At 68.4% G+C, this 22,963-nt stretch carries 20 protein-coding genes and 1 pseudogene; 9 read left to right on the top strand and 12 right to left on the bottom strand.

All coding sequences use genetic code 11. The features are described 5' to 3' along the window. The first annotated feature begins 26 nt into the window (after window positions 1-26). The 7 genes and pseudogenes from GTW67_RS13595 (at window position 27) to GTW67_RS13565 (ending at window position 12,200) form a co-directional block, all read left to right on the top strand. Window positions 27-1,433 carry a UbiD family decarboxylase gene (locus GTW67_RS13595; protein WP_161165063.1) on the top strand — a complete coding sequence of 469 codons (1,407 nt, stop codon included), beginning with the start codon at window positions 27-29 and terminating at the stop codon, window positions 1,431-1,433. Window positions 1,434-1,524: 91 nt separating this feature from the next. Then, window positions 1,525-2,064: pseudogene (gene lplB, locus GTW67_RS13590) on the top strand (lipoate-protein ligase small subunit); the annotation flags it as partial. 113 nt (window positions 2,065-2,177) lie between these two features. Continuing rightward, window positions 2,178-3,929: a recombinase family protein gene (locus GTW67_RS13585; RefSeq protein ID WP_161165062.1), complete on the top strand. Its 1,752-nt coding sequence runs from the start codon at window positions 2,178-2,180 to the stop codon at window positions 3,927-3,929. A gap of 652 nt (window positions 3,930-4,581) precedes the next feature. Then, on the top strand, window positions 4,582-7,989 hold the full coding sequence (locus tag GTW67_RS13580) for an alpha/beta fold hydrolase (protein ID WP_161165061.1): 3,408 nt from the start codon (window positions 4,582-4,584) through the stop codon (window positions 7,987-7,989). A gap of 640 nt (window positions 7,990-8,629) precedes the next feature. Beyond that, on the top strand, window positions 8,630-9,556 hold the full coding sequence (locus GTW67_RS13575; RefSeq protein ID WP_346010647.1) for a serine/threonine protein kinase: 927 nt from the start codon (window positions 8,630-8,632) through the stop codon (window positions 9,554-9,556). A 47-nt stretch (window positions 9,557-9,603) separates the two neighbouring features. Then, window positions 9,604-10,179 (top strand): ABC-three component system middle component 2, encoded by a 576-nt coding sequence (locus GTW67_RS13570; protein ID WP_161165060.1) that lies wholly within the window; start codon window positions 9,604-9,606, stop codon window positions 10,177-10,179. Then, window positions 10,176-12,200 (top strand): coiled-coil domain-containing protein, encoded by a 2,025-nt coding sequence (locus GTW67_RS13565; protein WP_161165059.1) that lies wholly within the window; start codon window positions 10,176-10,178, stop codon window positions 12,198-12,200. Before GTW67_RS13570 ends, GTW67_RS13565 begins: the two co-directional genes overlap by 4 nt. Window positions 12,201-12,415: 215 nt before the next feature. Here the strand turns inward: GTW67_RS13565 and GTW67_RS13560 are convergent, their stop codons facing one another. Further along, a complete protein-coding gene (locus GTW67_RS13560) occupies window positions 12,416-12,868 on the bottom strand; it encodes a protein kinase domain-containing protein (RefSeq protein ID WP_346010646.1) in 453 nt (150 codons plus the stop codon). Window positions 12,869-13,236: 368 nt separating this feature from the next. Between GTW67_RS13560 and GTW67_RS13555 the strand changes: the two genes are divergently transcribed. Beyond that, window positions 13,237-14,172: a DUF5655 domain-containing protein gene (locus tag GTW67_RS13555; RefSeq protein ID WP_161165058.1), complete on the top strand. Its 936-nt coding sequence runs from the start codon at window positions 13,237-13,239 to the stop codon at window positions 14,170-14,172. 97 nt (window positions 14,173-14,269) lie between these two features. On the opposite strand, the gene GTW67_RS13550 is transcribed toward GTW67_RS13555, so the two are convergent. The 9 genes from GTW67_RS13550 to GTW67_RS13520 all read right to left on the bottom strand — a co-directional run bounded on the left by GTW67_RS13550 (window position 14,270) and on the right by GTW67_RS13520 (window position 20,200). Then, the gene (locus GTW67_RS13550) at window positions 14,270-15,016 is read right to left on the bottom strand and encodes a DNA-methyltransferase (RefSeq protein ID WP_161165057.1); all 747 of its coding nucleotides are present in this window, start codon (window positions 15,014-15,016) and stop codon (window positions 14,270-14,272) included. 235 nt (window positions 15,017-15,251) lie between these two features. Further along, window positions 15,252-16,241, bottom strand: coding sequence for a thymidylate synthase (locus GTW67_RS13545; protein WP_237518828.1), 990 nt, complete (start codon window positions 16,239-16,241; stop codon window positions 15,252-15,254). Continuing rightward, complete coding sequence (locus tag GTW67_RS37655) at window positions 16,238-17,251, bottom strand: CDP-glycerol glycerophosphotransferase family protein (RefSeq protein ID WP_237518827.1); 1,014 nt, start codon at window positions 17,249-17,251, stop codon at window positions 16,238-16,240. The genes GTW67_RS13545 and GTW67_RS37655 overlap by 4 nt, the downstream gene beginning before the upstream one ends. A gap of 5 nt (window positions 17,252-17,256) precedes the next feature. Beyond that, window positions 17,257-18,081 (bottom strand): hypothetical protein, encoded by an 825-nt coding sequence (locus GTW67_RS37650; protein WP_237518826.1) that lies wholly within the window; start codon window positions 18,079-18,081, stop codon window positions 17,257-17,259. After that, on the bottom strand, window positions 18,078-18,629 hold the full coding sequence (locus GTW67_RS13535) for an HAD family hydrolase (RefSeq protein ID WP_346010649.1): 552 nt from the start codon (window positions 18,627-18,629) through the stop codon (window positions 18,078-18,080). The genes GTW67_RS37650 and GTW67_RS13535 overlap by 4 nt, the downstream gene beginning before the upstream one ends. A 15-nt stretch (window positions 18,630-18,644) precedes the next feature. Further along, the gene (locus GTW67_RS38155) at window positions 18,645-18,770 is read right to left on the bottom strand and encodes a hypothetical protein (RefSeq protein WP_272920489.1); all 126 of its coding nucleotides are present in this window, start codon (window positions 18,768-18,770) and stop codon (window positions 18,645-18,647) included. Between the two features lie 85 nt (window positions 18,771-18,855). Further along, window positions 18,856-19,110: a hypothetical protein gene (locus GTW67_RS13530; protein ID WP_161165056.1), complete on the bottom strand. Its 255-nt coding sequence runs from the start codon at window positions 19,108-19,110 to the stop codon at window positions 18,856-18,858. 128 nt (window positions 19,111-19,238) lie between these two features. Next, window positions 19,239-19,847, bottom strand: coding sequence for a hypothetical protein (locus GTW67_RS13525; protein WP_161165055.1), 609 nt, complete (start codon window positions 19,845-19,847; stop codon window positions 19,239-19,241). Next, on the bottom strand, window positions 19,805-20,200 hold the full coding sequence (locus GTW67_RS13520) for an ATP-binding protein (RefSeq protein WP_237518830.1): 396 nt from the start codon (window positions 20,198-20,200) through the stop codon (window positions 19,805-19,807). The genes GTW67_RS13525 and GTW67_RS13520 overlap by 43 nt, the downstream gene beginning before the upstream one ends. 262 nt (window positions 20,201-20,462) lie before the next feature. Here GTW67_RS13520 and GTW67_RS13515 point away from each other — a divergent pair, with 262 nt between their 5' ends. Further along, window positions 20,463-21,704 (top strand): helix-turn-helix domain-containing protein, encoded by a 1,242-nt coding sequence (locus GTW67_RS13515; protein WP_346010645.1) that lies wholly within the window; start codon window positions 20,463-20,465, stop codon window positions 21,702-21,704. A gap of 49 nt (window positions 21,705-21,753) precedes the next feature. On the opposite strand, the gene cutA is transcribed toward GTW67_RS13515, so the two are convergent. Both cutA and GTW67_RS13505 read right to left on the bottom strand, forming a co-directional pair. Next, window positions 21,754-22,080: a divalent-cation tolerance protein CutA gene (cutA, locus tag GTW67_RS13510; protein WP_161165053.1), complete on the bottom strand. Its 327-nt coding sequence runs from the start codon at window positions 22,078-22,080 to the stop codon at window positions 21,754-21,756. Between the two features lie 192 nt (window positions 22,081-22,272). Continuing rightward, window positions 22,273-22,963: methylmalonyl-CoA mutase family protein (locus GTW67_RS13505; protein ID WP_237518824.1), on the bottom strand; the 691-nt coding region annotated here is incomplete at its 5' end.

Here is a 22,963-nt window from a genome sequence, read left to right as displayed (position 1 = left end):
GACCACGCAGAGGACTGGATGCCGCCATGCAGCCGACCCGCCCGCCGAGGACGCAGGACCTGCGGGTCTTCCTCGCCGACTACACGAAGGACCACCCCGAGGACGTCCTGACGGTGGACGACCGGATCGCCGGGGAGGACGTGGCGGCGCTGGCCGTCGAGCTGGCGGCCCGCGGCCGTGCGGAGCTGCTGGTGTGCCGCGACGTCGAAGGCCTGGACGGCACCCCGCTCGTCACCAACGTGTTCGCCTCCCGTCACCGCGTCGCCCGGCTGCTGGGCACCGACGCGGCCGGGCTGCACCGCGCCTACCAGGCGGCGGCCGCGCGCCGCACCGAGCCCCGGGTCGTCGCGGACGGCCCCGTGCTGGAGTGCGTCACGGAGGGCGACGCGGTGGACCTGCGCACCCTGCCGATCCTGCGGCACTTCGCGTCCGACCGGGCGCCGTACGTCACGAGCGGTGTCGTCGCCGTGGAGGCACCGCACGACGCCGGGGGCCGGGCGGGCAACCTCAGCTACCACCGGTCCATGGTGCACGGCCGCGATCAGCTCGCGACCAGCCTGCACTCGCGCGGCCACCTGTGGCAGCTGCTGCGGCTCGCCGCCGACCGCGGGGAGCGGCTGCCCGTGGCCATGGTGATCGGCGGGCACCCCCTGTTCATGCTGGCCGCCTCCGCCCGGGTCGGGCCGGGGACCGACGAACGGGACATCGCCGGCGGTCTGCTGGGCGAGCCGCTTGAGGTCGTGCGCACGCCCCGGCACGGCATCCGGGTCCCGGCGAGCGCGGAGATCGTCCTGGAGGGCTTCATCGACCCCGAACTGCGGGCCGACGAGGGGCCGTTCGGCGAGTTCTCCGGCTACTCGTCCGACCGCTCCACCCACAACGTCCTCACCGTCGAGACGGTGCTGCGCCGCCGCGACGCCCTGCTGCTCGACGTGGTCGGCGGGAACACCGCCGAGCACCTGAACCTCGCCCGCATCCCCCGCGAGTCGGAGATGGCCGAGAAGCTGCGGGAGCGCTTCCCCGAGGTGACCGCCCTGCACTACCCCACCTCCGGCACCCACTTCCACGCCTACGTCGCCCTGCGCCCGAGCCGCCCCGGCCAGGCGCGGCAGATCATGCTGGGCCTGCTCGGCTGGGACCCGTACCTGAAGACCGTCGTGGCCGTCGACGACGACGTGGACGTCACCCGGGACGAGCAGGTGCTCTGGGCGCTGGCCACCCATCTGCAACCGCACCGCGACGTGTTCGTCGTGGACGGGCTGCCGGGCAGCCCCCTCGACCCGTCCTCCACGGCCGACGGCACGACCTCCCGCATGGCGCTGGACGCCACCCGGGGGCCCGGCTTCGACGGCGTCCGGATCACCGTGGCCGAGGACAGCCGCCGCACCGCCCGCCGTCTGCTGGGCGCACTGCCGGACGACGGCACCCGGTGACCGCGGGGACTGCGGGGACTGCGGGGGCCGCCGGGGAACACCACCCTCCGCGCCGCTGTTGCCGCCCGTGTGCGGGAACGGAGGCGGAACGGTGCACGGTGAGTACAAGATCCCCGGCGGCAAGCTGGTCGTCGTGGACGTGGAGGCCGAGGACGGTGTGCTGCGGCACGTCCGCGTGGCGGGCGACTTCTTCCTCGAACCGGACGAGGCGCTGGACGCCGTGAACCGCGCCCTGGAGGGCGCCCCGGCAGACACCGACGCCACGGGACTGGCCGCGCGGATCGACGCGGCCCTGCCGGAGGGCACCGTGATGTACGGGCTGACGTCGGAGGGCGTCGGAATCGCCGTGCGCCGGGCCCTCGCGCACGCCACGGACTGGACGGACTACGACTGGCAGCTGATCCACGAGGCCCCGCAGCCCCCGGCCCTGCACATGGCCCTGGACGAGGTGCTGACCGCCGAGGTCGCCGCGGGCCGGCGCCCGCCGACCCTGCGCGTGTGGGAGTGGGGCTCCCCGGCGGTGATCATCGGCAGCTTCCAGTCGCTGCGCAACGAGGTCGACGCCGGGGCCGCCGCCCGCCACGGCATCGACGTGGTGCGCCGGATCTCCGGCGGCGGCGCCATGTTCGTCGCAACGCGAAGGCACTACTGCCTCGCTGCCTAGCCCTCACACGGCGCTCAAGCACCACAAGTGCGGCAATCGCGACAAAGGTCGGCCGGAAAAACGACCTACTCTGCGCGATTGTGAGCACCACCGTGACGACCGCACCACTCCGGCTGCGCCCTTTGGAGGAGCAGCCCGCATCCGCCGGCCGCCGCAAGCGCGGCCTGATCTACGTCCGGGTCTCAAAGGCCCGTGACGACATGATCAGTCCCGAACTCCAGGTCGGCCACGCCCTGGCCCTCGCCAGGTCGGAGAACATCGACGTCATCGCCGACCCCATCATGGACCTCGGCGAGTCGGGCCGTCAGTTCGAAGAGCGCCGGATCGAAGAGATCAAACAGATGGCGCGCGACAAGCAGTTTGACGTGCTCATCCTGTGGATCTGGTCCCGCTTCGGACGCAACCTCCGCGAGTCCCTCCAGCACCTCGACGCGCTCGTGGACTACGGCGTCGAAGTACGGGCAGCCAAGGAGGACTTCGACGGCAAGACCACCATCGGCCGCTTCGCCATCGCCCAGATGCTGAACATCGCCGAGCTGGAGTCGAACCAGAAGGCCGATTCCTGGCGCGACACCTTCGAGCGCCGGCGGAACAAGGGACTCCCCCACTCCAACCGCGGCCGGTTCGGGTACTACCGCTGCGAGACCTGCCCCAAGTGGGAATTCGGCAAGAAGCTGGAGACGTGCCCAAAGTGCCGCAACGGGATCCTGAAGTTCGACCCGGTGACCGGCCCCGTATTGGCCCAGCTCTACCGCCACTACGCCGCCGGCATCTCAGTCCGCAAGTTGGTGGCTGACCTCAATCGACGGGGCATCAGGACCTTCACCGGCAAGCCCTTCGCCTCCGGCGACCTCCACGCCGTCCTCGACAGCGGCTTCGGTCTCGGCTACGTCCGCTACCTCATACCCGAGCTGTCCCACCAGGTCGTCACGAACGACGACGGCACCACAAAGAGGAAGCGGGTGAACCGGCAGCGCGACGTCACGGCGTTCCTGTACTACGGCGGCGCCCACGACGCGGTCATCGACGACCCGGCCGAGTGCGAGCGTATCTGGGACGCCTACGCCAAGCGCCGCATGGCTCAGAGCGGCCAGAGTTTCTTCTCGAACCGACCCCGCTACTCGCTCTCCCGCCACCTCCGCTGCTCGGGCTGCGGCGGCCGGATGCAGACCGCCCTGCGCAACAAGAAGTACCGCCGCCCACTCGTCGACGGTCTCCCCAACCCTCTCGACGTGACATTTCGCTGTGCCAATCACATCGACTCGAAGTCCTGCCCCGTCAAGGGCACTTACGTATCTCTGGCCGTCGCGGAGAAGTGGTTCCTCGAGTGGCTCGACCGCGAGGCGCAGATGGGCGAGCGAGAGGCTGAGGCGCTCGCGGCAAGGACGGCCGCGCTCAGGACGCAGAGCGACGGCGACCAGACCCTCTTGCGCCGCCTTGAGGATGTCCAGAGCCAGCTGCAAGGCCTCCGCACCAACGACGACAAGCTGACCGACGCCGTCCTCGCGGAGCTGGTGTCCGAAGACTCGGCCCGCCGCAAGCGCACCGAGCTGGACACCCAGAGGCAAGCCCTGATCCGGGAACAGACCGAACTGCACACCAAGTTGAAGGAAGTTCCGGTGCAGCAGACCCGTCCGCCCCAGGGGGACCTCCTCACGGCCCGCAAGATCTACTTGGCCGCAGGCCAGGCCGACCGGCGCGAGCTCGTGTCTAAGCTCGTCCGCGAGATCCGCGTGAACAAGGGCAGGAGCGGCCCGGAAAAGCTCCATGTCTATCCACTCTGGGAAGCACCGCCGCCGTGGGTCCCTCGAGAGCCGTCATCCGACTCGTGACCGCCAGCGGCGACTCCGTACCGGACGGCTAGAACGACCGCCAGGTCCCAGAAGTCCTTGAAGCACTCTTCCTTACTCAGGACGTCTGCCCTCATCACGATCTCGCTTTCTGTGGGAGTTGCTGACCCTCCTGCCTGGAGGGGCGGCTGACCAACCGCCTCTCCAGGATTGGGTATTCTCCTGATTTGTCCCGACCGGATTCTGGTGCTACCGCAAGAGGCCTCGGCGACAGCACTCCATGTACGCCGAGTACACGGAGACGGCGCGGGGCGGTCTGGCGGTGAACATCATCGAGCGCGAGGAAACGGATCCTGACCAGCACGTTCGTGTCTTTCAGTGCTGTCAGGGCAATCGGCGCGCGCGTCGGGTTGCGAGACCTGCGCATTACGAGGGCCTGCAAGATCATCTCAAGTGGTGCTGGACGGTGCCGTCGAATCCCGTTTTCGCTAATCAACCACCTTGTCGACCGGCCGCACTCGCAAATCGTCAGTCTGGCCGGTGGGAACCGAGAGCGTCTTGGAGCGACGGTAGTAGCGTGGGATACGCCGCCGATCGGCCCCGTATCTCCAGGGTACGTGGACGTCTACCTGTTCATGTCAGCAGCGCGATACGCTTGCGCACATCGACGGGAAGCGGTGTAGGCGGAGGTTGAGTGGCGGCTGAGCACACACAGCGCGGAGTGGTCTTTGTCCACGGGCTCTTCTCGTCCGGTTCGACCTGGGACCAGTTCCGGAATCTGGTTGCCCAGGACGCGGAGCTCCGACCGTTCGAAACGCTGACCTTTTCGTACGTCTCACGCCCAGCGGTTCTCAATCCACAGCGCAGACTTCCTTCGTTCGACGATGTGGCGGACAACCTGCGGGGTTTTCTGGAAGTCGATGCGAGGCACTTCGGTAACGTCGTGCTGGTCGCCCACAGTCAAGGTGGCCTGATCGTCCAGCGGTACCTTTCGAGGATGCTGCACGACGGTCGTGGCCTCGAACTGGCCAGGATTCGACGTGTCGTGCTCTTCGCCTGCCCCAACCTCGGCTCGGAACTGGCGCTGAGCCTGCGCCGCGCCATTTGGCGAGGGCGGCACCCCCAGGAGCACCAGCTCCGTCCCATCACCCAAGCCGTCACCGAAGCCCAGCGGACCGTCGTCACCCGAATCGATCACGCCACGGCAGGCGCGGCCGACCAGTGTCCGATCGCCATCACTGCCTACGCCGGTGATACAGACAACATCGTCACGTCGGCCTCGGCTCGAAGCGTGTTCCGTGATGTCGGGGTGCTACCGGGGGATCATTCCACGATCATCCGTCCGGATTCCTCGCGGCACCGCTCGTACACGGTCCTGAAACACCTCCTGCTCATGGATCCGCCGACCTGGAAGCGGCCCGGAGGCGGCAGCGACGTCACTGAGACACGCTCCGGTGACCTCACTGTCGGGCCCGGCACCCAGAAGGACGACACGCTCTCCTCCACCATCGGTGCGCCGGCCTCGTCTTCACGGGTCGTCGTAGGTTCGGCAGACCCGCAGGTCCACGCCCCTCGCAGGGTGACCGAGTGGAGCGCCCGCCTCCTCGGCGTCAAGCCGGCGATCGAGGCGAAGGGCGCCCAGGGGGACCTTCCCCGCTACGTGCCTCGGGACCACGACCGCGAACTGCGCCTGGCTCTCAGAGAGACGGCCACTAACGGCGGACTCGTCGTGCTGGAAGGCGAGCCCTCCACGGGCAAGAGCCGGTCTGCCTACGAAGCCCTGACAGCGGAACTGCCCGACTGGCGCCTGGTGCGGCCTCATACAGCCAAGGACCTGGACGAACTCGTCACTAGCGGATCCAGCCACACTGTGGTGTGGCTGGATGACCTCAGCAGGTTCCTTGACGCCCCGGGAGGGCTCACCGCGGCGGACCTGTTGCGGTTGATCGATGCTTACCCGCCGATAGTTTTCGTAGCTGCGCTTTGGCCCGGCTCCTACGACGACTCAGCAGAGCGCTCGGGAGCGGCCGACGGATCCGCGCTCTCCGAGGCCAGAGAGATCCTGCGGCTCGCGAAGATCGTCAGCGTCGCGGAAGAACTCACCGAGTCCGAGTGGGCAGCGGCCCGGAGCGCCGCGGCTGAGGACCCACGGATCGCGGCGGCGCTCATTGGGGCCGATTTCGGGCTCTTCCAGACGCTGGCGGGCGCCCCCGTCCTGCTCCGTCGCTGGCGTGGCGGCGACCCGTACGGCAGGGCCGTGCTGAACGCCTCCATCGACGCGCTTCGGGTAGGAGGACCGGAGGTCCTGACCCTCGACTATCTGCGCGCGGCAGCACCCGGGTATCTGACGTCGTCCCAGTGGGCGAGAGCGACACCGAACTGGCTGGACTCCGCCCTCGCCTACTGCGCGGAGCGGGTGGACGGCGCGACCGCGGCCCTTTCACCGGTCTCCGGCGTCCTTGCGGGAAGCACCGTGGGCTACCGCCTCGCCGACTACCTGCTGCGCGTAGGCGAACAGCACCGGCGTTTCTCCTCCGTTCCGACCGAGGCGTGGAGGGCCCTGCTACGTACGGTCGTGGAACCGCAGATCCTCGGCAGAATCGGCTGGAACGCCGAGTGGCGGTTGCTGTACGAACTGGCCCACGACTTCTACACGTCAGCTGGGCAGGATGGCGTCACCCGCCGAGCGGCTCTGCTCACCCACCAGGGGCTGAGCGCTCAGGCCCTTGAGCTCCTGGAGCAGGACGCCCAGAAGGGGAACGCCGCGGCTGTCAAGGCTCTCGTCTCACAGAAGTGGCCGACCGACACCGGTCCCGAGGATGTGGTGGCGCGTCTCGCGCCCTACGTATCGGAACACCCTTCCGCAGCGGAAGAAGTGGCCAGGGCACTGGATCGGCTCGGACGAACCGAGGAGAGCATCCATCATTGGGTGGGACTGGCCGAACACAACCATTCCCGGGCCGTGAAGATCGCTGTCGGACACCTCCTGAGACTCGACCGCCGTCCCGATGCGCTGGAGCTCCTCCGCAACCACGCGGGTTCGGATCCCGTCGGCGCGCGCCCGCTCCTTGTACGACTGCTGCTGGAGGAGAAGACCGAAGCGGGGAGGACCGAGGCGGAATCCTGGCTGCGTCGCTGGCTGGAAGAGGGGGACAGCCTCGGACTCCTCCCTGACCTGCTGCTCGACCAGGGACGCCTGCGAGAGGTGGAGGAGCTCGCGGATCTGGACCTCGACAGAGCCAGGGACTCCTTGGTCGGGTATTGGGCGGACCGCGGTGCGGCCGATCCCGAGTCCGCCCGGCGCGCCGTGGAGATCTGCCGACGGTGGGCGAAGGAGAAGAACGGCGAGTGGGTTCTGCTCCATCTCCTGACCCGGCTCGGTCGAACGGAAGAAGCCGTCGAGGCGGCTGTGACCTTCGAACGCGAGCACGGCGCCAACGACGATCTCAACGCGGTAATCACCTCCATGCTCGTTGACCAAGGCCGCGTTGAGGAGGTGCGTGCCCGTGCCGACTCCGGCGACTCCCGAGCCCAGAGCGTGGTCGCCGAACAGCTGATGGCGAGCGGACGCATCGCCGAGCTGGGCCAACGAGCCGCACGTGGCGAGTTGCCCGCCTGCCAACTCCTCAGTGACTGGCTCGGAGAACGAGGCCGCGTCGCGGAGGCCGTGTCGCTCTGGCACCAGTGGGCCGAGAGCAGCGCCGGTGGCTACCGCTACCCCTTGTTCGACTTCCTTGAAAGGCACGGCCTGGACGACGAACTGATGCAGCTGCTGGAAGCCGAGCGGGAGCCGCTGGGGAAGCGCAACGGCCGGCGACTGGCGAGGCTTCTCGTGAAGAAGAGCAGGATCGCTGAGCTGAGGGATAGGGCTGCCGGTGGCGATCCCTATGCCGACGCCGAATTGGTCTCTCACCTCATGGAGCACGGCCAGTACGAAGAGGCATGTCAACGCGCCGTCGCAGGAAGCGGCGCGGCAACGCGGATGCTCCTTGCCGAAGCAGGGAGTGGCCGGGAGCTAGTGCCCGGGCTGATGAGACACGGGCTGCGCCTGGACGGATCCGTTGCTGTCCCGCACAGCGCCTCCGGCCGGAAACGCAACTGATCAGCCTGGCAGAGCGCCCGCCGATTCCCTCACCGCCAGGTTCTCGACCCGCGTAGGGATGGAACAACGGACTCTCCTACGCCCGGCTCCGTCCACGCCCTCCGTCACCACCACCGCAGCCATGTGCACGACCGGCCTCCGTGCGGCCACCGATGACTGTCGACAGGTCCGGAACGAAGAGTGCGAGCGTGCGTTCCCCTCGGTTCAGCGGCGGCCGTCTCGACTGGTTACACCGCTACCTGGAACGCGCGACGGTCGGTACCCCTACTCCCTCTGCGCCCTCACCCCACGACGCCAATCCGTCATCCCTTTCCCGTGCTGGGCTCTCACGGTGTCCGTCAGCTACGACGGCGTGATCGGCTTCCGCCGCCCAACGAGAAGTACCTGCGCCTCCGGGTAAGTGGACTGCAGCTGTCTCTGCCCACCTGCCCCACCCGCCGCACCGTTACCGGGGAACTGCCGACCGCAAGCACCTTGATCGAGCGATTCCGTAACACGTACGCTGACGGTCGTTACTGTGTGTGGCACAAGGCGAACAGTCCGCTGAACGCGGTTCGCTCGGGTTGCCTGCGGGATGCGGGGGTGCAGGTTGGACAACTCCATGCCGGTGGCAGCTGGTGTTCCGCCCATCCACTTCGGAGTGCATGAACTGCGGACCGGAAGCGCGGACGGGGCGCGGGCCGACTTCGAGCAGATGCTCGCCCAGCTTGCCAGCGCGACCAATCCGAACGTCCGGATGATCGCCGCGAATCCGGGCGACTGGGGCATCGACGCTTTCGCCGGTGACCTCGGGGGTGCCATCACGGTGTGGCAGTCCAAGTACTTCATGCCGAAGACCACAACCAGCCAGTCGCAGCAGATCCGTAAATCACTCACGAACGCGCTGAAGGCCGCGGCGACCAACGGTCACACCATCACGCTCTGGATCTTGTGCATCCCCTCCAGCATGGACGGGCCGGCAGCAGACTGGTGGGACGGCTGGAAGAAGCGGCAGGAAAAGGAGCATGGCCTCGTCATCGAACTGTGGGACGAGACCAAGCTCGTGAAGAAGCTGCAGAGCCCCGAGGCTGACCAGGTACGCCGCGCCTACTACGAACCCTTCACGGCGGCGCCCGCCGCCCTCGTCCAGGAGGAGATACGCCTCGTGCTGGACGTGGAGGAGGACAGGGCGGCGGCACTCGACTCGGCTCTGTTCGTGCGCCAGATGACCGAGGCCGGCCACGTCGAACTGGACTCGGCGAAGAGACAGTTCTTCAACGCCGACCTGGTGGCGCGCGAAGTCGCGCACAAGGGCGTGCCGGCTGAGGTTGCCGCACTGAGCTCTGCTGACGCCACCCTTCACGGGGTGTGGGAGATGCAGTTCAACGAATGTTCAGCCGAGGGCACTCTCCCTGCTCTGCATGGCCGGGTATGGCGCGAGGTGCGCGGCGAGCACGACAGACTGCCCAAGGTGCTGCGGCTGGAGGTGACGCACAGCTGGGGTCTGGTTCATCGGCTGGTCGACAACCGTCGGGCAGGCTGGGTCACGCACTGGCGGCAGATCGCAAGCGGTCATGCCGACGACTGAGGTGTCGCGTCCGTCCGCCCCGCTCGACCACTGATGAGGAGCATGCCGTGCAAGCAGACCGGCCGGTTGTGATGCCCGAGGACGAGGTGCCTTTCCGTCTCGCTCAACTGCTGTTGCTCCTTGACGCCGTCGCGGCGCAGGACGCGAAGGGGGCGACTCTGGAGCGCATCGGGTATTACGACTTCCTGTCCGCGAACCCCTTCCTCGTCGTTCCTTCCGAGGGCCGGGAAGCGAGCCTTCTCCGGCTGGCCGGATTCGATCCGCAGGTCCTTGCCTACGCGTCCTCTTCACAGCGGTTCACGAGCCGGCGAGAACGGATCCAGCACGACTTGGCGCTCCTCGTGGCCTACGGGTGCTGCCGGGTCCGAAATCGTAACGGCTCCCTCACCTACTCGATCACAGAGGCCGGTCAACACCTCAGCGAGCAGTTCACCGCCACCTACGCCACCTCCTTTGCTACCGCCGCCGACATCGTCGTCCGCCAGCTCCGCAGACTCAGTGACAAGAGGCTGCGCGAGCAGACCGCACGGTGGCTCAAGCCGGACGGACACGGCGGGCCCGCGGCTGCCCTCATGAGCGTCCTGGGCCCGGGCCCGTTGCTGGAAACGTCCTGGGAGGGATGATCACCATGGAGCCGCTTCCCGGCATCCGGATCCGCCGTCTGCGCCTGGTCGGCACGGAGCGGTCCTACGACGTCGATTTCACCGCCGAACATCGGGTACGGAACCTCTCCGTCATCGCCGGAGCATTCAGCTCCGGCAAAACAGCGGTCCTGGAATTCATCTCGTACGGGCTCGGCGCGAAACGGCACCCCCGCCACCAGGAGGTGCTGCGGAGGGTCCGTTCGTGCCTCCTGGAGGTCGAGCTCTCCGGCGAACCACACGTGATCGAGCGGTCGGTCGGAGAGCCCTCGAAGGTCGCCTTCGTACGCCGCGGAACGATCGACAGCAAGCCCGCAGCCAGGGCAGAGAGCAGGCTCATCGACCCGCCCGGGGCCCCAGAGAGCCTGTCCTCTCTCCTCCTGAGTCACTGCAAGCTCGAAGGCGTCCAGCTACGGGAAGCGCCCACCAACAGCGAATCCCGCACGGACCCCCTCAGCTTCCGCGACTTGATGTGGCTCGCCTTCCTGCCCAACGAACGCGTCGCCGACAAGAACTTCCTGTTCGAGAACGACTACATGCGGAAGCACAAACTGCGGCAGGTCGTCGACGTCGCCTTCGGGGTCCACGACGACCGCGCCGTTGAGCTCGGCCAGCGCATCCAGGAACTAGGCGGCCGGCTCAACCGCGCCAAAGCCGAACTTGCAGCAGCCCGCACCTTCGTCGTGGAACAGGCTCCCACCGCACTGAACGGTGAACCCACGCCTGCCGTCCACGAACAAGAGTTGGCTGACATCACGAGTCAGCTCACGGAGTTGGACCGCCGGGCTCAGGCGGGAACGGAATTCGCAGCCCAGCTGCGCCACCAGCACAAAGAGGCGGCCCAGACTTCCCGCCGGGCGGCAGCGGTCCTGCGGGACTGCGAAACCCAGCTCCAACGCCTGATGCCTCTCCGCGCGCAGTACGCCGACGATCTCCTCAAGCTCGGCATGCTCGGCGAGGCCCAGCAAATCTTCGACCCCCTGAGCGTCACCACTTGCCCCGCCTGCCTGAACCGGCTGCCGACTCCCCCCACCGCCGACAACGGCCGCTGCAGCCTCTGCCGCCACGACCTGAACGCAGCGGAAGGGACGTTGGTCCTCGGCGCTGCCGACTCCGGCAGCCAGGCCGAAGACAACCGGGTGGACGTCGCGGCCGAGACCCGGTCCGCCAAAGCCCGCCTCAAGGAGATCACCACCTACATCGATGACCTCGGCACCTCGCTCGCCGTGCTCAAACTCCGGGCGGAAGAGGCCGCCGTCCGGGAGGAGGAAGCCGCCGCCGCGCTGGACGCCGCGACATCGCCCTCCGTCTCACCGTTCCTCGCCGCCCGCGACGACCTCCACCGAAGGCGCGAACAGGTCCTGCGTCAACTCGAACAGGCCGAGAGCGCGGTAAAACTCCGCGAAGGACTGACCAAACGGGCAGACGCCGTGGAACGCCACGAGGCCCAGATCGCCCGCCTCCGCGAGGAACTCGCGCGGCTCGGAGACGCCTCCCACGACCGCGATCGGGTCATCGCCAAGATCAGCGCCCGATACGGCGAGCTCCTACGAGCCTGGCGCTACCCCAAGGTCAGTACGCCCTTCATCAAGACCGATCTCACCCCCTTCGTACGCGGTGAGCCGTACCAGGAAGCCTCGTCCGGCGCCCGCACCCTGCTGACTCTGGCCTGGCAGCTGGCTGTCTTCGAGATCGCCGTCGAAGCAGGAGCCGCGCACCCGGGGTTCCTCATGATCGACAGCCCTCAGAAGAACCTCGGCCACGGCGGCACCCTTGATGCCGTGATCGCGGACGCCGTCGCCATCGACGACTTTTACCACCATCTCTCCCTCTGGCTCGCAGAGCGCGGTAGCCGAGCACAGCTCATCGTCGCCGACAACAGCCCGCCCGCGCTGGTGGAAAGCAGCGTGGTGGTGCGCTACAGCCGCAACGAGAACCGCCCACCGTACGGGCTGATCGAAGACGAAACCAGTGCGGACGAAGAGGCCGAAGCCCACGCGTGAACGCCCGCCCAAGTAAGCAGGGTGCCCTGGGCCAGGAGCGAAGAGCCCGGCCAGCACTCGGGCGAGCGTGGTGACGACGTCGACCGGGCTGACCAGAGTGTCTTGAAGGGACCGCCTCCAACATAGGTGTGCTGGTCCATGGTGAGGAAGAATCCCTCGCCGGGCCGTACGGAAGCCCGACCAGGAGGCTGCGGCGAATGCCGACGGTGTAGCTGCTATGCGACCGGGCCGAAGTCCCCGAGGACTATGTTCTGCGCCTTCAGGTCGCGGTGCACCAGACCCGCGTCATGCACGGCGGAAAGCCCCTCGGCCAACAGCGCGCCGAGGCTCGCCACGAGCGGTATGGACAGGGGCCCCTGGTCCTTCACGACATCGGACAGCGGGCGGCCGGGGACGTAGTCCATGGCCAGCCAGAGCTGCTCGGCGAACGGATCCGCCTCGATGAAACGGGCCACGCGCCCCGTTCCCGAAATCGTGCGCGCGATCGTCGCCTCGCGTTGGAATCTGGCTCGTGTGTGCGGATCCGTGCGGTCGGGCCGGATCACCTTCACCGCGACCGGTTCACCCGCGACCGGGTAGGCGAGATACACCTCCCCCATCCCGCCCGCGCCGAGCCGCCGCTCGACGAGGTACGGACCGATACGCGCCGGCAGAGCCGCGCCGCTCACCGCACACCCCCTGTCTCCCCCAGAAAAGAACACCCTCGTCGGCGCACAGCCCCGCTCCGCCGCGGAAGAAGCAGAGCACAAAGGACACGGACACCTACGAATGACCGCTACAACCTACTGACCGGTGCCACCCGGGAGGAAGTGATCACACCGGACCGTGACCAGCTCCGGAATCCAGTCCGAATGCCCGGCCACGGCTACGGGACCGCCGCCCCGCTCCGTCCCGGTCGCGGCTGCGAGGTCCACAGGCTGCGCGTGTGAGAGCAGTCCGACGGACACAGCAGGGCAGAATGCGGCGGGGACAGGGAATAGCCACGTGCCCGGTTTCCATTGCCTCTCCTGTAAAGATCACGCGGAGGGGGACGCTGGTGACCGACCTGAAGCTGTTCCGGCTGGATGCCGACGGCCGGGACGTCGAGCTGCGCGGCTCGACAGTGGCCCTGGAGGTCCAGTTGCAGCGCCGGATCGAGGCCGGCATGGAGTCCATGCTCGGTATCCGTTTCCTCGCGTCCGAGTATCCGACCGGACCGTGGCACCGTGGCCGTATCGACTCGCTCGGCTTGGACGAGAACGGCGCACCTGCGCTGATCGAGTTCAAGAAGGGTTCGGACAGCGGGGTGCTCTCGCAGGCCGTCTCCTATCTGTCCTGGTTGGAGTCGGCGCACCACGAGTTCGAGGCGTTGGTCCGGAAGGTGTTGGGCGCGGAGGCCGCCGAGTCGATCGACTGGCGTCGGCCGCGGGTGGTCTGTATCGCGGCCGGCTTCTCTCACCACGATCGTGTGGCCGTTCAACGGCTGCCCGAGCGGATCGACCTTGTGCGCTACCGCGTCTTCGAGGGCGGGCTGCTGAGCCTGCGGCTCGTCGACTCCTCGCCCGGCATGCCCGCCGCCGTATCGTCGCGGCGGCCCCGGGAGCGAGACGCGGCGGCCGGCGGCGCACCGACGGTACCGGTGGATCCTCCGCCGGCGAGCGCCGGCCTCGTCCCGCAGTGTCTGCGGGACCTGTACGGAGAGCTGGACGAGGCGCTCACGGCCTGGGGCGAGGTGGAAGTGGCGCCGCTGCGGCACTACATCGCCTACCGGCGGTTGGTGAACGTGGCTTCGGTGATCTTCCGCCCGAAGCACGAGGCGATTTTGATGTACCTCAGACTCGACCCGGACACGGTCGAGCTAGAAGAGGGCTTCACCCGCGACATGCGCGGCATCGGGCACCTCATGACCGGCGACCTGGAGGTCCGGGTTGTCTCGGCAGCCGACCTGGAGAAGGCGGCGCCGCTAATCCGGCGGGCATTCGAGGCTGCCTGACGCAACAGGAGGGGCGGCTGGCGCATCGGTTAGTCGATGCACCAGCCGCCCCTTTTGCATCTGCGGGCCGTCGGCCTCGGCGTCTCCGCTCTCACGCTTATGCCTCCGGTCCGGCCAGCTCGAAGTCGTCCTTCGTCAGTTCGGCCCGCAGCCGCGCCTCGGCGACGTCGGCGTAGTGCGCGGACAGCTCGACGCCCACGAAGCGGCGTCCCTCACGCAGGGCCGCGACCCCGGTGGAGCCACTGCCCGTGAAGGGATCGAGGACGGTGCCGCCCTCGGGACAGACCTGGACGAGCTGCTGCATGACCTCGACCGGCTTCTGGGTGATGTGAACCCGGCCCTTGCGGGGCTGGGAGGCGATGTAGTGGCCCGGCAGGTAGAGGTCGCGGGTGTTGTCGAGGGAGCCCTTGACGCCCCAGATGATGAACTCCGAGTCCTGCTTCGGCCCGCCCTTGCGGGGCCGGCTGGACGGCTTGATCCACGGGATCGTGCCGCTCCAGGTCCACCCCGCCATCTGCAGTGCGTCGGAGGTGGTCGGCTCCTGTCGCCAGTCGGTGAAGACCATCGCGACCGCGTGCTCGGTCGAGGCCCGGTATGCCTCGGTGAGCAGTGCGGTGAGCCAGGAGCGGTAGGAGCGCTGGTCGCGGTTCTCTCCTGGGAAGTTGGCGAGGTCGTGCGCCGAGTTGCTCGTGACGTACTTGGCACGGGCGGTACGGCCGGTTCGATCGGAGCTGGTGCGACCCCCGGAGTTGTACGGCGGATCGGTAATCACCGCCTGGACGCTCTCGTCCGGGAGGGACTTCAGGACGGTCATGGCATCGCCTCGGTGCAGCGTGTAGCTCATGGGGTGGGCCTCTCTTCGGGCACGGCGGAGTCTGGACCTGCTCCGGACAGCACTCAACGGTGTGCATCCGGTGCGAGGTGGCAGCGGAGGTTAACGGCGAATTCCGGCCGCACCTAACGAGGCGACTCCCCGCTTCGGACCCCGGGACCGCAGTCGTTTGGTGTGGCCGGAATCCCGGTCTACTGTCTCGCCGTGCCACCGGGAAGGAGCGCTGCTCCACCCCGCTGAGCTGTGCTTATCCGTACCGTCTCGTCCAAGCGAGCAGCGTCGGAAGCATGTTGCCCATCTGCCCGCGAGCGCCGTGAGGAGGCTCCTGTGCACTGCCTGAGATTACGAGCGCGGCTGGCTGCCGCGCATGACCCGAGACCGGCGTCCGGGAGCTACCAACTCCGCTGACCCGGGCCGGCCGAAAGGCGGATGCACATCGGCGCGGTGCCGACGGCTTTGCACGAGAAGTCGGCACCGCGCCTCCTACGAACACCAAGGAGCCGCTGCGATGCAGCATGCCCTGCCAGGGTGTTCGCAGGTCGGGCATGATCTCGCTCGCCGGGAGCGAGGTGAGCATGTCGGCCTGCTCGATGTGCTCGTCGTAGATGTGCAGCGAGCCGATGTGCAGGTGAAACTCGCCGAGTTCGGCGTCGATCCATCCGGCGACCAGCTCGTGCAGCACGGTGTAGAAGAACACGTCGTACGGCATGCCGATCCATACGTCCTGGCCGCGCATCATGGTCGCCATGTGCAGGCGGCCGGCGCGCAGGTGGAACCGGAACCCAAGGGTGCACGGCACGTCCTTGTGCCCTGCGGCGTCCTGGGCCGGGTCGTAGAACTGGATCAGGGCGCGCCGGGAGTCGGGGTCGGCCTGGAGGATCTCGACGACGCGGGCGAGCTGGTCGACCTTGCCGGCCCAGTTCCGCATCCTGGGGCCGTACGCCCCCAGGAGGACGCCTTCGTCGGCGAACTGGCGCAGCCGGTTGTTGTAGTCGAAGATCCACGGGGCGTCGGAGCCGGACAGGTGCCAGACCGTCTCGGCGACGGCGAACGCCGGATTCACGATGCGGGCGGGCGGGGCGTAGAGCAGGCGGGCACGCGGCTGGGTGAGCAGCAGGTGCACATCGCGGACTTCGTGGGTGGCCATGCCCCGGGGGCTGATCTTCTCGCCGGACTTGGCCAGCGTGACGGCGCCGGAGAACAGCTCGGCGATGCTGTCGGCCGTGAGGGATGTCATCGGACGGATGCTCCTTCGTCCTTGGGCGACGCAGCGGCGCCCGGATGGTGGTGGGTGGAGTCGTCGGCCCTCGGGCCGGAGGTGGCGCGGTCGGTGATGAGCCGGGCGATCCGAGTGGCGCTGTCGCCGCGCCACCGGCAGACCGCGTCCAGGGCCGCCCGCGGGATCGCCGGAGGGCCCGCGCGCAAGCCGGAGAGTGCTTCGGCGACCTCACTGGCGGCCTCGCACCGGGTCGCCAGTCCGTGACTGGTCAGGCCCAGGGTTCGTTCGCCCGGCGGGCCGATTTCGAGGACCGGGATGCCGAGCAGCGCGGCTTCGATCCCGCACGTCGAGTACGCGCTCGCTAGGACGTCCGCGCCGGCGAGGCAGCCTCGGGCTCCGACTCGGGGATCGGCCACCGCGATGGGCGGCCCGGCGTCCCGCTTCACCAGAGCGGTGAAGGCGTCGGCTCCCTGCGCCGGGTGTGGAGCGATGACGAGCCCCCAGTCGCCGTCCGCCTTGGCGAGCCCGTCCAGGAGGAGGTCCGCGTGGGACTTGAGGTGATCGGGGTTGAAGGGCTGGCACGCCCACACCGCGATCCGGGTCGGCGCGCGTCGGCCCCCCGGAGCGAGCAGGTTCTCCAGGTACCGCCGTTGTGTCTGGCGGCTCAGGCTGGTGAGGACATCGAAGCGGGGCTGCCCGAGGACGTGCACCTCGGCCTCGGGGTGGCGCGCCCACCCTCGGCCCAGGGCAAGGTCCCGCTCGCCCATGACGATGATGTCGCGGCTGTGCAGGGCCGGCCAGGCGACCGACTCCGGCGTCCACGCCCCGTGCTGGACGTGCACCGAGTTCGCTCCGTGCCGCTCGGCGGCGTGCGCGGCCAGCACGCCCAGTGGGCTGGTGTCGTTGCTCAGCAGGACGGTGTGCGGCCGGGTGGTCGACAGGATGTCGTCGAGCCAGCTCTCCGCCCGCACCACCGTCCGCCACGACGGTTGGGTGCAGCCCCCGCTGGTCCCCAAGAGAACGGACAAGAGCCTTACGAGCCGTGCAAGTTGGATGCCGTGGCCTTCCACTTGGACGACGTGCTCGTCGTCGGGGCGGTGGAGGCCCTCGGCGGTGCCGGAGACGGTGAAGAGGTCGCTCGGAGCCGCTCGCAGCTCGAAACCCATTGCCGGTCCCGAGCTGCATCGCTCGGCGGCATCAGTGGCGAGGTCGAGCAGGGGGCTCCTCTGCCCGCCGCCAGCTCGGCGAAAACGGGGGTCAGCGTGGCGGCATGGCGGGAGGCCCACGACAGCGCCAGAACGTCCTGCCGTCCGAGATCCGAGGGGAGCGGCCTCGGCTCCGTGTTCGCCGTACTCGTTCGGGCGCGGTTCCGGAGCTGGGCGGAGCGGGTCGGGTTGTGCGGCGCCGCAGCACCGAGCACGTACGCGACGCCGGACCATGTCACGGTGTAGGCCAGGTACTCCCGCGAGCTGCTCGAACGCAGTCCCACGAGACCTTCGTAGGGGGCCAGGATCAGGGGCCCTGGGGCGGAGGCGAACGGTACCCAGGAGTTCAGGGCCAGGAGCTTGCGCACGATCTCGGCGACGAAGCGTCGCACGGGGACGTGCTGAACGTGGAGCCAGTCGGCTCCGCCCGGGGTGGCGGCCCACTTGGCGCTGTAGCGGTCGACGGCCTCCATGACGTCTTCGACACCGGAGCGCAGTAACTGCTTGTCGACGGCCGTCGCATCAAGCTCCGTCGTGTGGATGTGGTCGGTTCGCGCGTGCGCCAGGGCGCCGGTTCCGACGAGAGTCCACGTCGGCTTCCCGACGTTGGAGGAGCGGACCAGGCCGAGGCCACCAGTGGTGCGGGGGCTCACACCGTGCTCCCCTCGACGAGCTGCTTGGCGGGGAGGAGGCTCAGCAGTTCCCTGGGGGACGAGACCGTCTCCGGGGCGGGAGCCGTCGGCTGCCCGTAGCCCCACCCAGCGTGCACATAAGGGACGCCGGCGCGTGCGGCCGACTCCTGGTCGACCGCCATGTCACCCACGTAGACGGCGGAGGCGGGGTCGACTCCCAGGTCGACCAGTGCCAGGAGGAGCGGGTCCGGGGCCGGCTTCGTTCGGCCCGCGCCGGCGGGCGTGCGGATGGTCGCGAAGGGACACCCGAGGCGCGCGAGGAGCGGGGCCGCCCGGTCGACGTGCTTGGACGTCACGACGCCCAGCCGCCAGTCGGCGGCCACGAAGGCGTGGAGCGTCTCGACGATGCCGGCGAACTCCCCCGCGAGGTGCGCGGTGGCCACGGATTCCGCCTCGTACGTCCGGCGGACCGCTTCGGCGTCGGTCACGCCCAGTCGCTGCATGATGTCTCCGAACTCGCGGCCCAGGTGGCGCTCGTAGTCTCGGAAGGGGAGCGCGACGCCATGGATCTTCTGGACTCTCTGCTACGCCTTCTGCATCACGGGACGCGTGTCGAGCAGGACGCCGTCGAGGTCGAGGAGAAGGGCACGCGACCTGTGGTCGTTCGGCGCGGCTGGAGCTGGTGGCGATTCATGAGTGGGAGCGGTCATGATCATCCTCTCGTGAGTGGGGCCGTCGCGCCTCAGAGGGCCGAGGCCGGTTCGAGTTCCAACTCGGGGTACTGAGCCGGAACAGTCAGGCCGCGTCCGGTGGGCCGTCAGTCGAAGGCGAGAACGATCCGTTCGGCGCGGCCGGCAGGCGCGAGAGCCGGTGAAAGCGCGAGAGGCCGGAGCCACGCCCCTGCACCTCACCGGCGGGCACGGCGAAGAGGTCGACGCCCTCGTCGCTGGGCGCCGCCGGGGCGGCCTCCCGGATGGCGAGGAGCGCTTCGCCCTGCTCGCGGTGCAGCAGGAGGTGCGGCGCACGATCGGTGTGTCCCTCGAAAGTCATGGTCAGCCCTCGGTCAGGTGTATTTGAAGGTGAAGACGAGCGCGATGCTCACGGCGGCGATCAGGGCGATCTGGGCGCATCTGCCGCCAGCCCCAGCCCCTTCTGTCCATCCAGCGCAGTGGACTCCTTCAAGTCGGCGCGACGGGCTCCTCGGAGATCACGAGGTGGAGAAACGCCCGGCAGTGCTCGCCCAGATGTTTGATCACGGCGTGGTACTCGTCGTCATCGGAGCTGATGTTGTGCCGGTCGAGGACGATCACGCCGTCGGCCAAGCCCGCTCGGAGCTGCCGCTCGGCTTCCCGCCAACCAGGTCGGTCCCAAGGCGGCGTGTAGACGCCCTGGGATGCGCTGGATGCCGGGAAGTACGTCGTGGTCACCGGGACTGCCACATCGTGGAGCCGGGCGACGATCGCGTAACCGAGCTGGTCGGCCTCGGCCTGCAGCGTCCCCCAGTCCTCGTCAGGTCGGGCACTCGGACTCAGTACCAAGCTGTACGCCAGCACGCACAGCGGCTGATCGTCCTGCTCATCGACGACCTGTCGGTAGAAGTGCTCACGGACGCCTCGGAGATGGCCAGCTCGGGACTGACGCTTCACCCGGGGTGAGGTGCGAGGCCGTCTCGGGTGGTCATCGCCAGCAATCGGCGCCCCACCACCCGTGTGCTTCTCACGCCCCCGGTCGAAGGCAACGAGGCTCAACACGTCGGCTCCGCGCTTGACTGCGTTGTGCGGCGACATGAGGTTGTTGCCTCCCTGAGAGTGGGGATGACCGCGTACGTAGTTCGGCCGCCGTCCGCGACCCCCCACCGAAGCGACAGGCAGGCGACGAGGTGCAGCCCTCGACCACCGAGGTCGGCGGCACTTGCACGTCGTCGCCTCGCCGGTGCGGTGCTGTCGTCGGTGACTCGGATTCGAAGCTCGTGGTCGTCGTGTCGCAGTCGCAGTCGGACGTCCCCGGAACCGTGGATGATCGCGTTGGACACCAACTCCGAGACGACGAGCCGGGCGTCCTCTGCCGGCGCCTGCGGCAACGACCACTGCTTCAGCACGGTGGCCGTGGTTCGTCGCGCTTGAGCTACGTTCACATCCATCGGCTCCATGACCATCTCGAAGACGTGAGAGGCCGGTGGACACCGAGCGGTCGCGGCGCCGACGACGTGGGCGCCGCCGTCGTCGCCCCCAGGCCGGGGTGACGTTGCTGTCCGGTGCGTGGTCATGCGCACATCGCACCGTGGCTGCGCGATCCGGAACAGGGGAAACCGGAGGGGGAAATCTTTGTCAAGGGGGGAAAATCAGGTGGGAGTTGAGGAGAGTATTGGCTTTCTCCCACGGATAGGAGTCAGACTCACGGCAGTGGATCCATTTGCCGAGCTGCTCCGTCACCTGCGGCGTAACGCGAATCGGACGCAGGACGAGCAGGCCGGTGCGATCAACGCCGCATTCGGACGGGCAACGATGACCCGCCGAGAGGTCAATCGGTACGAGAACGGTGCCAACGTTCCGACTGACCACACCCTGGGGAACATCGCTTTGGCCTGCGGCGTCCCGTTGGAGCCACTGCTGCGCGAGGCGAAAGCCGCCCGTGCCAGGCGGCGGAAGAAGAACAAGGCCGAAGCGAAGGACCTGGACGACGTGAAACGCCGAACGCTGCTGGGAGGCACAGTGATCGGTGCGGCTGCGGCTGCCGAGCCGTGGAGCCGGCTGGCCTGTGCACTCAGCAAGGGTTCCAAGATCGACCCCGAGTCGGCAGGGGTGCTTATTGATCATGCTGCCCGGTTGCGTGTGGACGAGCTGAACGAGAGCGCGCTCAGCCTGCAGTCTCGGGTCGAGGCGCACTTGGACGCGATCACCGCAGCCCTCCCCCAGGCCGGAACCCACGAGCGAGCGCTGACCATCGCGGCGGGAGAGACCGCTGCTCTTGCCGGATGGGTTGCCTGGGACCTCGGCGAGCACGACAAGGCCACCTCCTATTACGGGGTGGCCTCGGAGTGCGCGAGGAAAGCTGGGCACCCCCCTCTGCGCGCCCTGGCTCTGGGCTACGCGAGCTACGGTGCCCCCAGCCCTGCGAAGGCGCTGGAGATGCTTTCGCAGGCAGCTCAGGACGTACGCGGACGTGGCAATGCAACCGCCGCAGCGTGGGCCCTGGGCCGGTACGCGGAGGAGGCCGCTCAGTCAGGCGATGACGCCGGCGCCCTTCGCGCGCTGGACCAGGCCAGGTTCGCCTATGACTTCGCCGACCATACGAGCGAGCAGGCGTGGGTCCGCTTCGTGACTCCGTACCGGATGGACTCCTTAACACTCTCGGTCTACGGCGAACTCAAGCGTCAGGAGCTGACGGCCACAGCCGACTCCGCGGTCGAGCGCCTCGGCGGTGATCTACCCGAGTCCGGTGTGGTCGTCTTGGGGGTCCTGGCATCGGCACTTCTGCGCGGCGGCGACGCAGACCGCGGGGCCTACGTCGCGCACCAGTTCGCAGCAGCAGCGGAATCGAAGCCCAACACCATGGGCCGCCAGCGAGCGCAGGCCATCGCTGCCGGGCTCCCCGACACCGAGCATGATCTGGCCAGCCACCTGCTGACGTTCGCGGCGCTGTGAGACGTCCGCGGACAGGCTCGATAAGAGCGAGGCACTGCAGTGGTGACCTCTACTGCGGGCGCGTCTCGTCGACGACCCAGGACAGGTACGCCTCCGACCCTCCGGTCACGGACAGCGTGACCCACTGGGGAACGTCGTACGGGTGCCTCTCGTGCAGCCATGCCTCCAGCGCGGGGAGGCGATCCGACGACGTCATGTAGGAGATCCGCCACTCCTGAGCCGCTTCGACCTTCCCCTGCCACCAGTAGAAGGCGGTGATGGGCGCATCGATGTGAACGCCCGCCGCCAGCTTGCTCTCGACAGCGCCTCTGGCGAGGGTCTTCGCCTGCTCCTCGTCGTCACTGGTCGTCTGCGCGATCACGATCTCGGGGTCCATGCGGCTACCTTTCCAGCTCGGGTACCGCGACCCTATCCAGATGTCTGATGCAGGCTGGCCGCCGGTAGTTGCCGGGAGGCCTCGGCGAACAGAGCGAACTGGTCAACTACTCCAGCAACGACGGCGCCAAGGCGACCCAACTGAGCGGTAACACTCGCATGATCGAACTCCTCCCCATAGGTGCGAATTGATTTATCCTGCTTGAACATCGGACGGCACGTAGGTCCCCCAGACCTCCCGGAGCGCGTCGCACACCTCGCCGACCGTCGCGCGTGCCCGCAGCGCGTCCTTCATCGGGTAGAGGACGTTGTCCTCGCCCTCGGCGGCCTTCTTCAGGGCGGCCAGCGCCGTGTCCACCGCCTGCTGGTCGCGCTCGGCGCGCAGCCGGGCGAGGCGGGCGGCCTGCTGGGCCTCGATGGCCGGGTCGACGCGCAGGGGCTCGTAGGGCTCCTCCTCGTCGAGCTGGTAGCGGTTGACGCCGACGACGACCCGCTCGCCGGAGTCGGTCTCCTGGGCGATGCGGTAGGCGCTGCGCTCGATCTCGCTCTTCTGGAAGCCGCGCTCGATGGCGTCGACGGCGCCGCCGAGGTCCTCGACCCGCCGCATCAGGTCGAGCGCGGCCGCCTCGACGTCGTCCGTCATCCTCTCGACCACGTAGGACCCGGCGAAGGGGTCGACGGTCGCCGTCACGTCGGTCTCGTAGGCGAGGACCTGCTGGGTGCGCAGGGCGAGGCGGGCCGACTTGTCGGTGGGCAGCGCGATGGCCTCGTCGAAGGAGTTGGTGTGCAGCGACTGGGTGCCGCCGAGGACGGCCGCGAGGCCCTGCACGGCGACGCGGACCAGGTTGACCTCGGGCTGCTGGGCCGTCAGCTGGACGCCGGCC

The sequence above is a fragment of the Streptomyces sp. SID5910 genome, assembly GCF_009862125.1.
Lineage (GTDB): Bacteria > Actinomycetota > Actinomycetes > Streptomycetales > Streptomycetaceae > Streptomyces.
The sequence above is the reverse complement of the archived record's forward strand: the minus strand, read 5'-3'. Positions and strand labels throughout refer to the sequence as shown.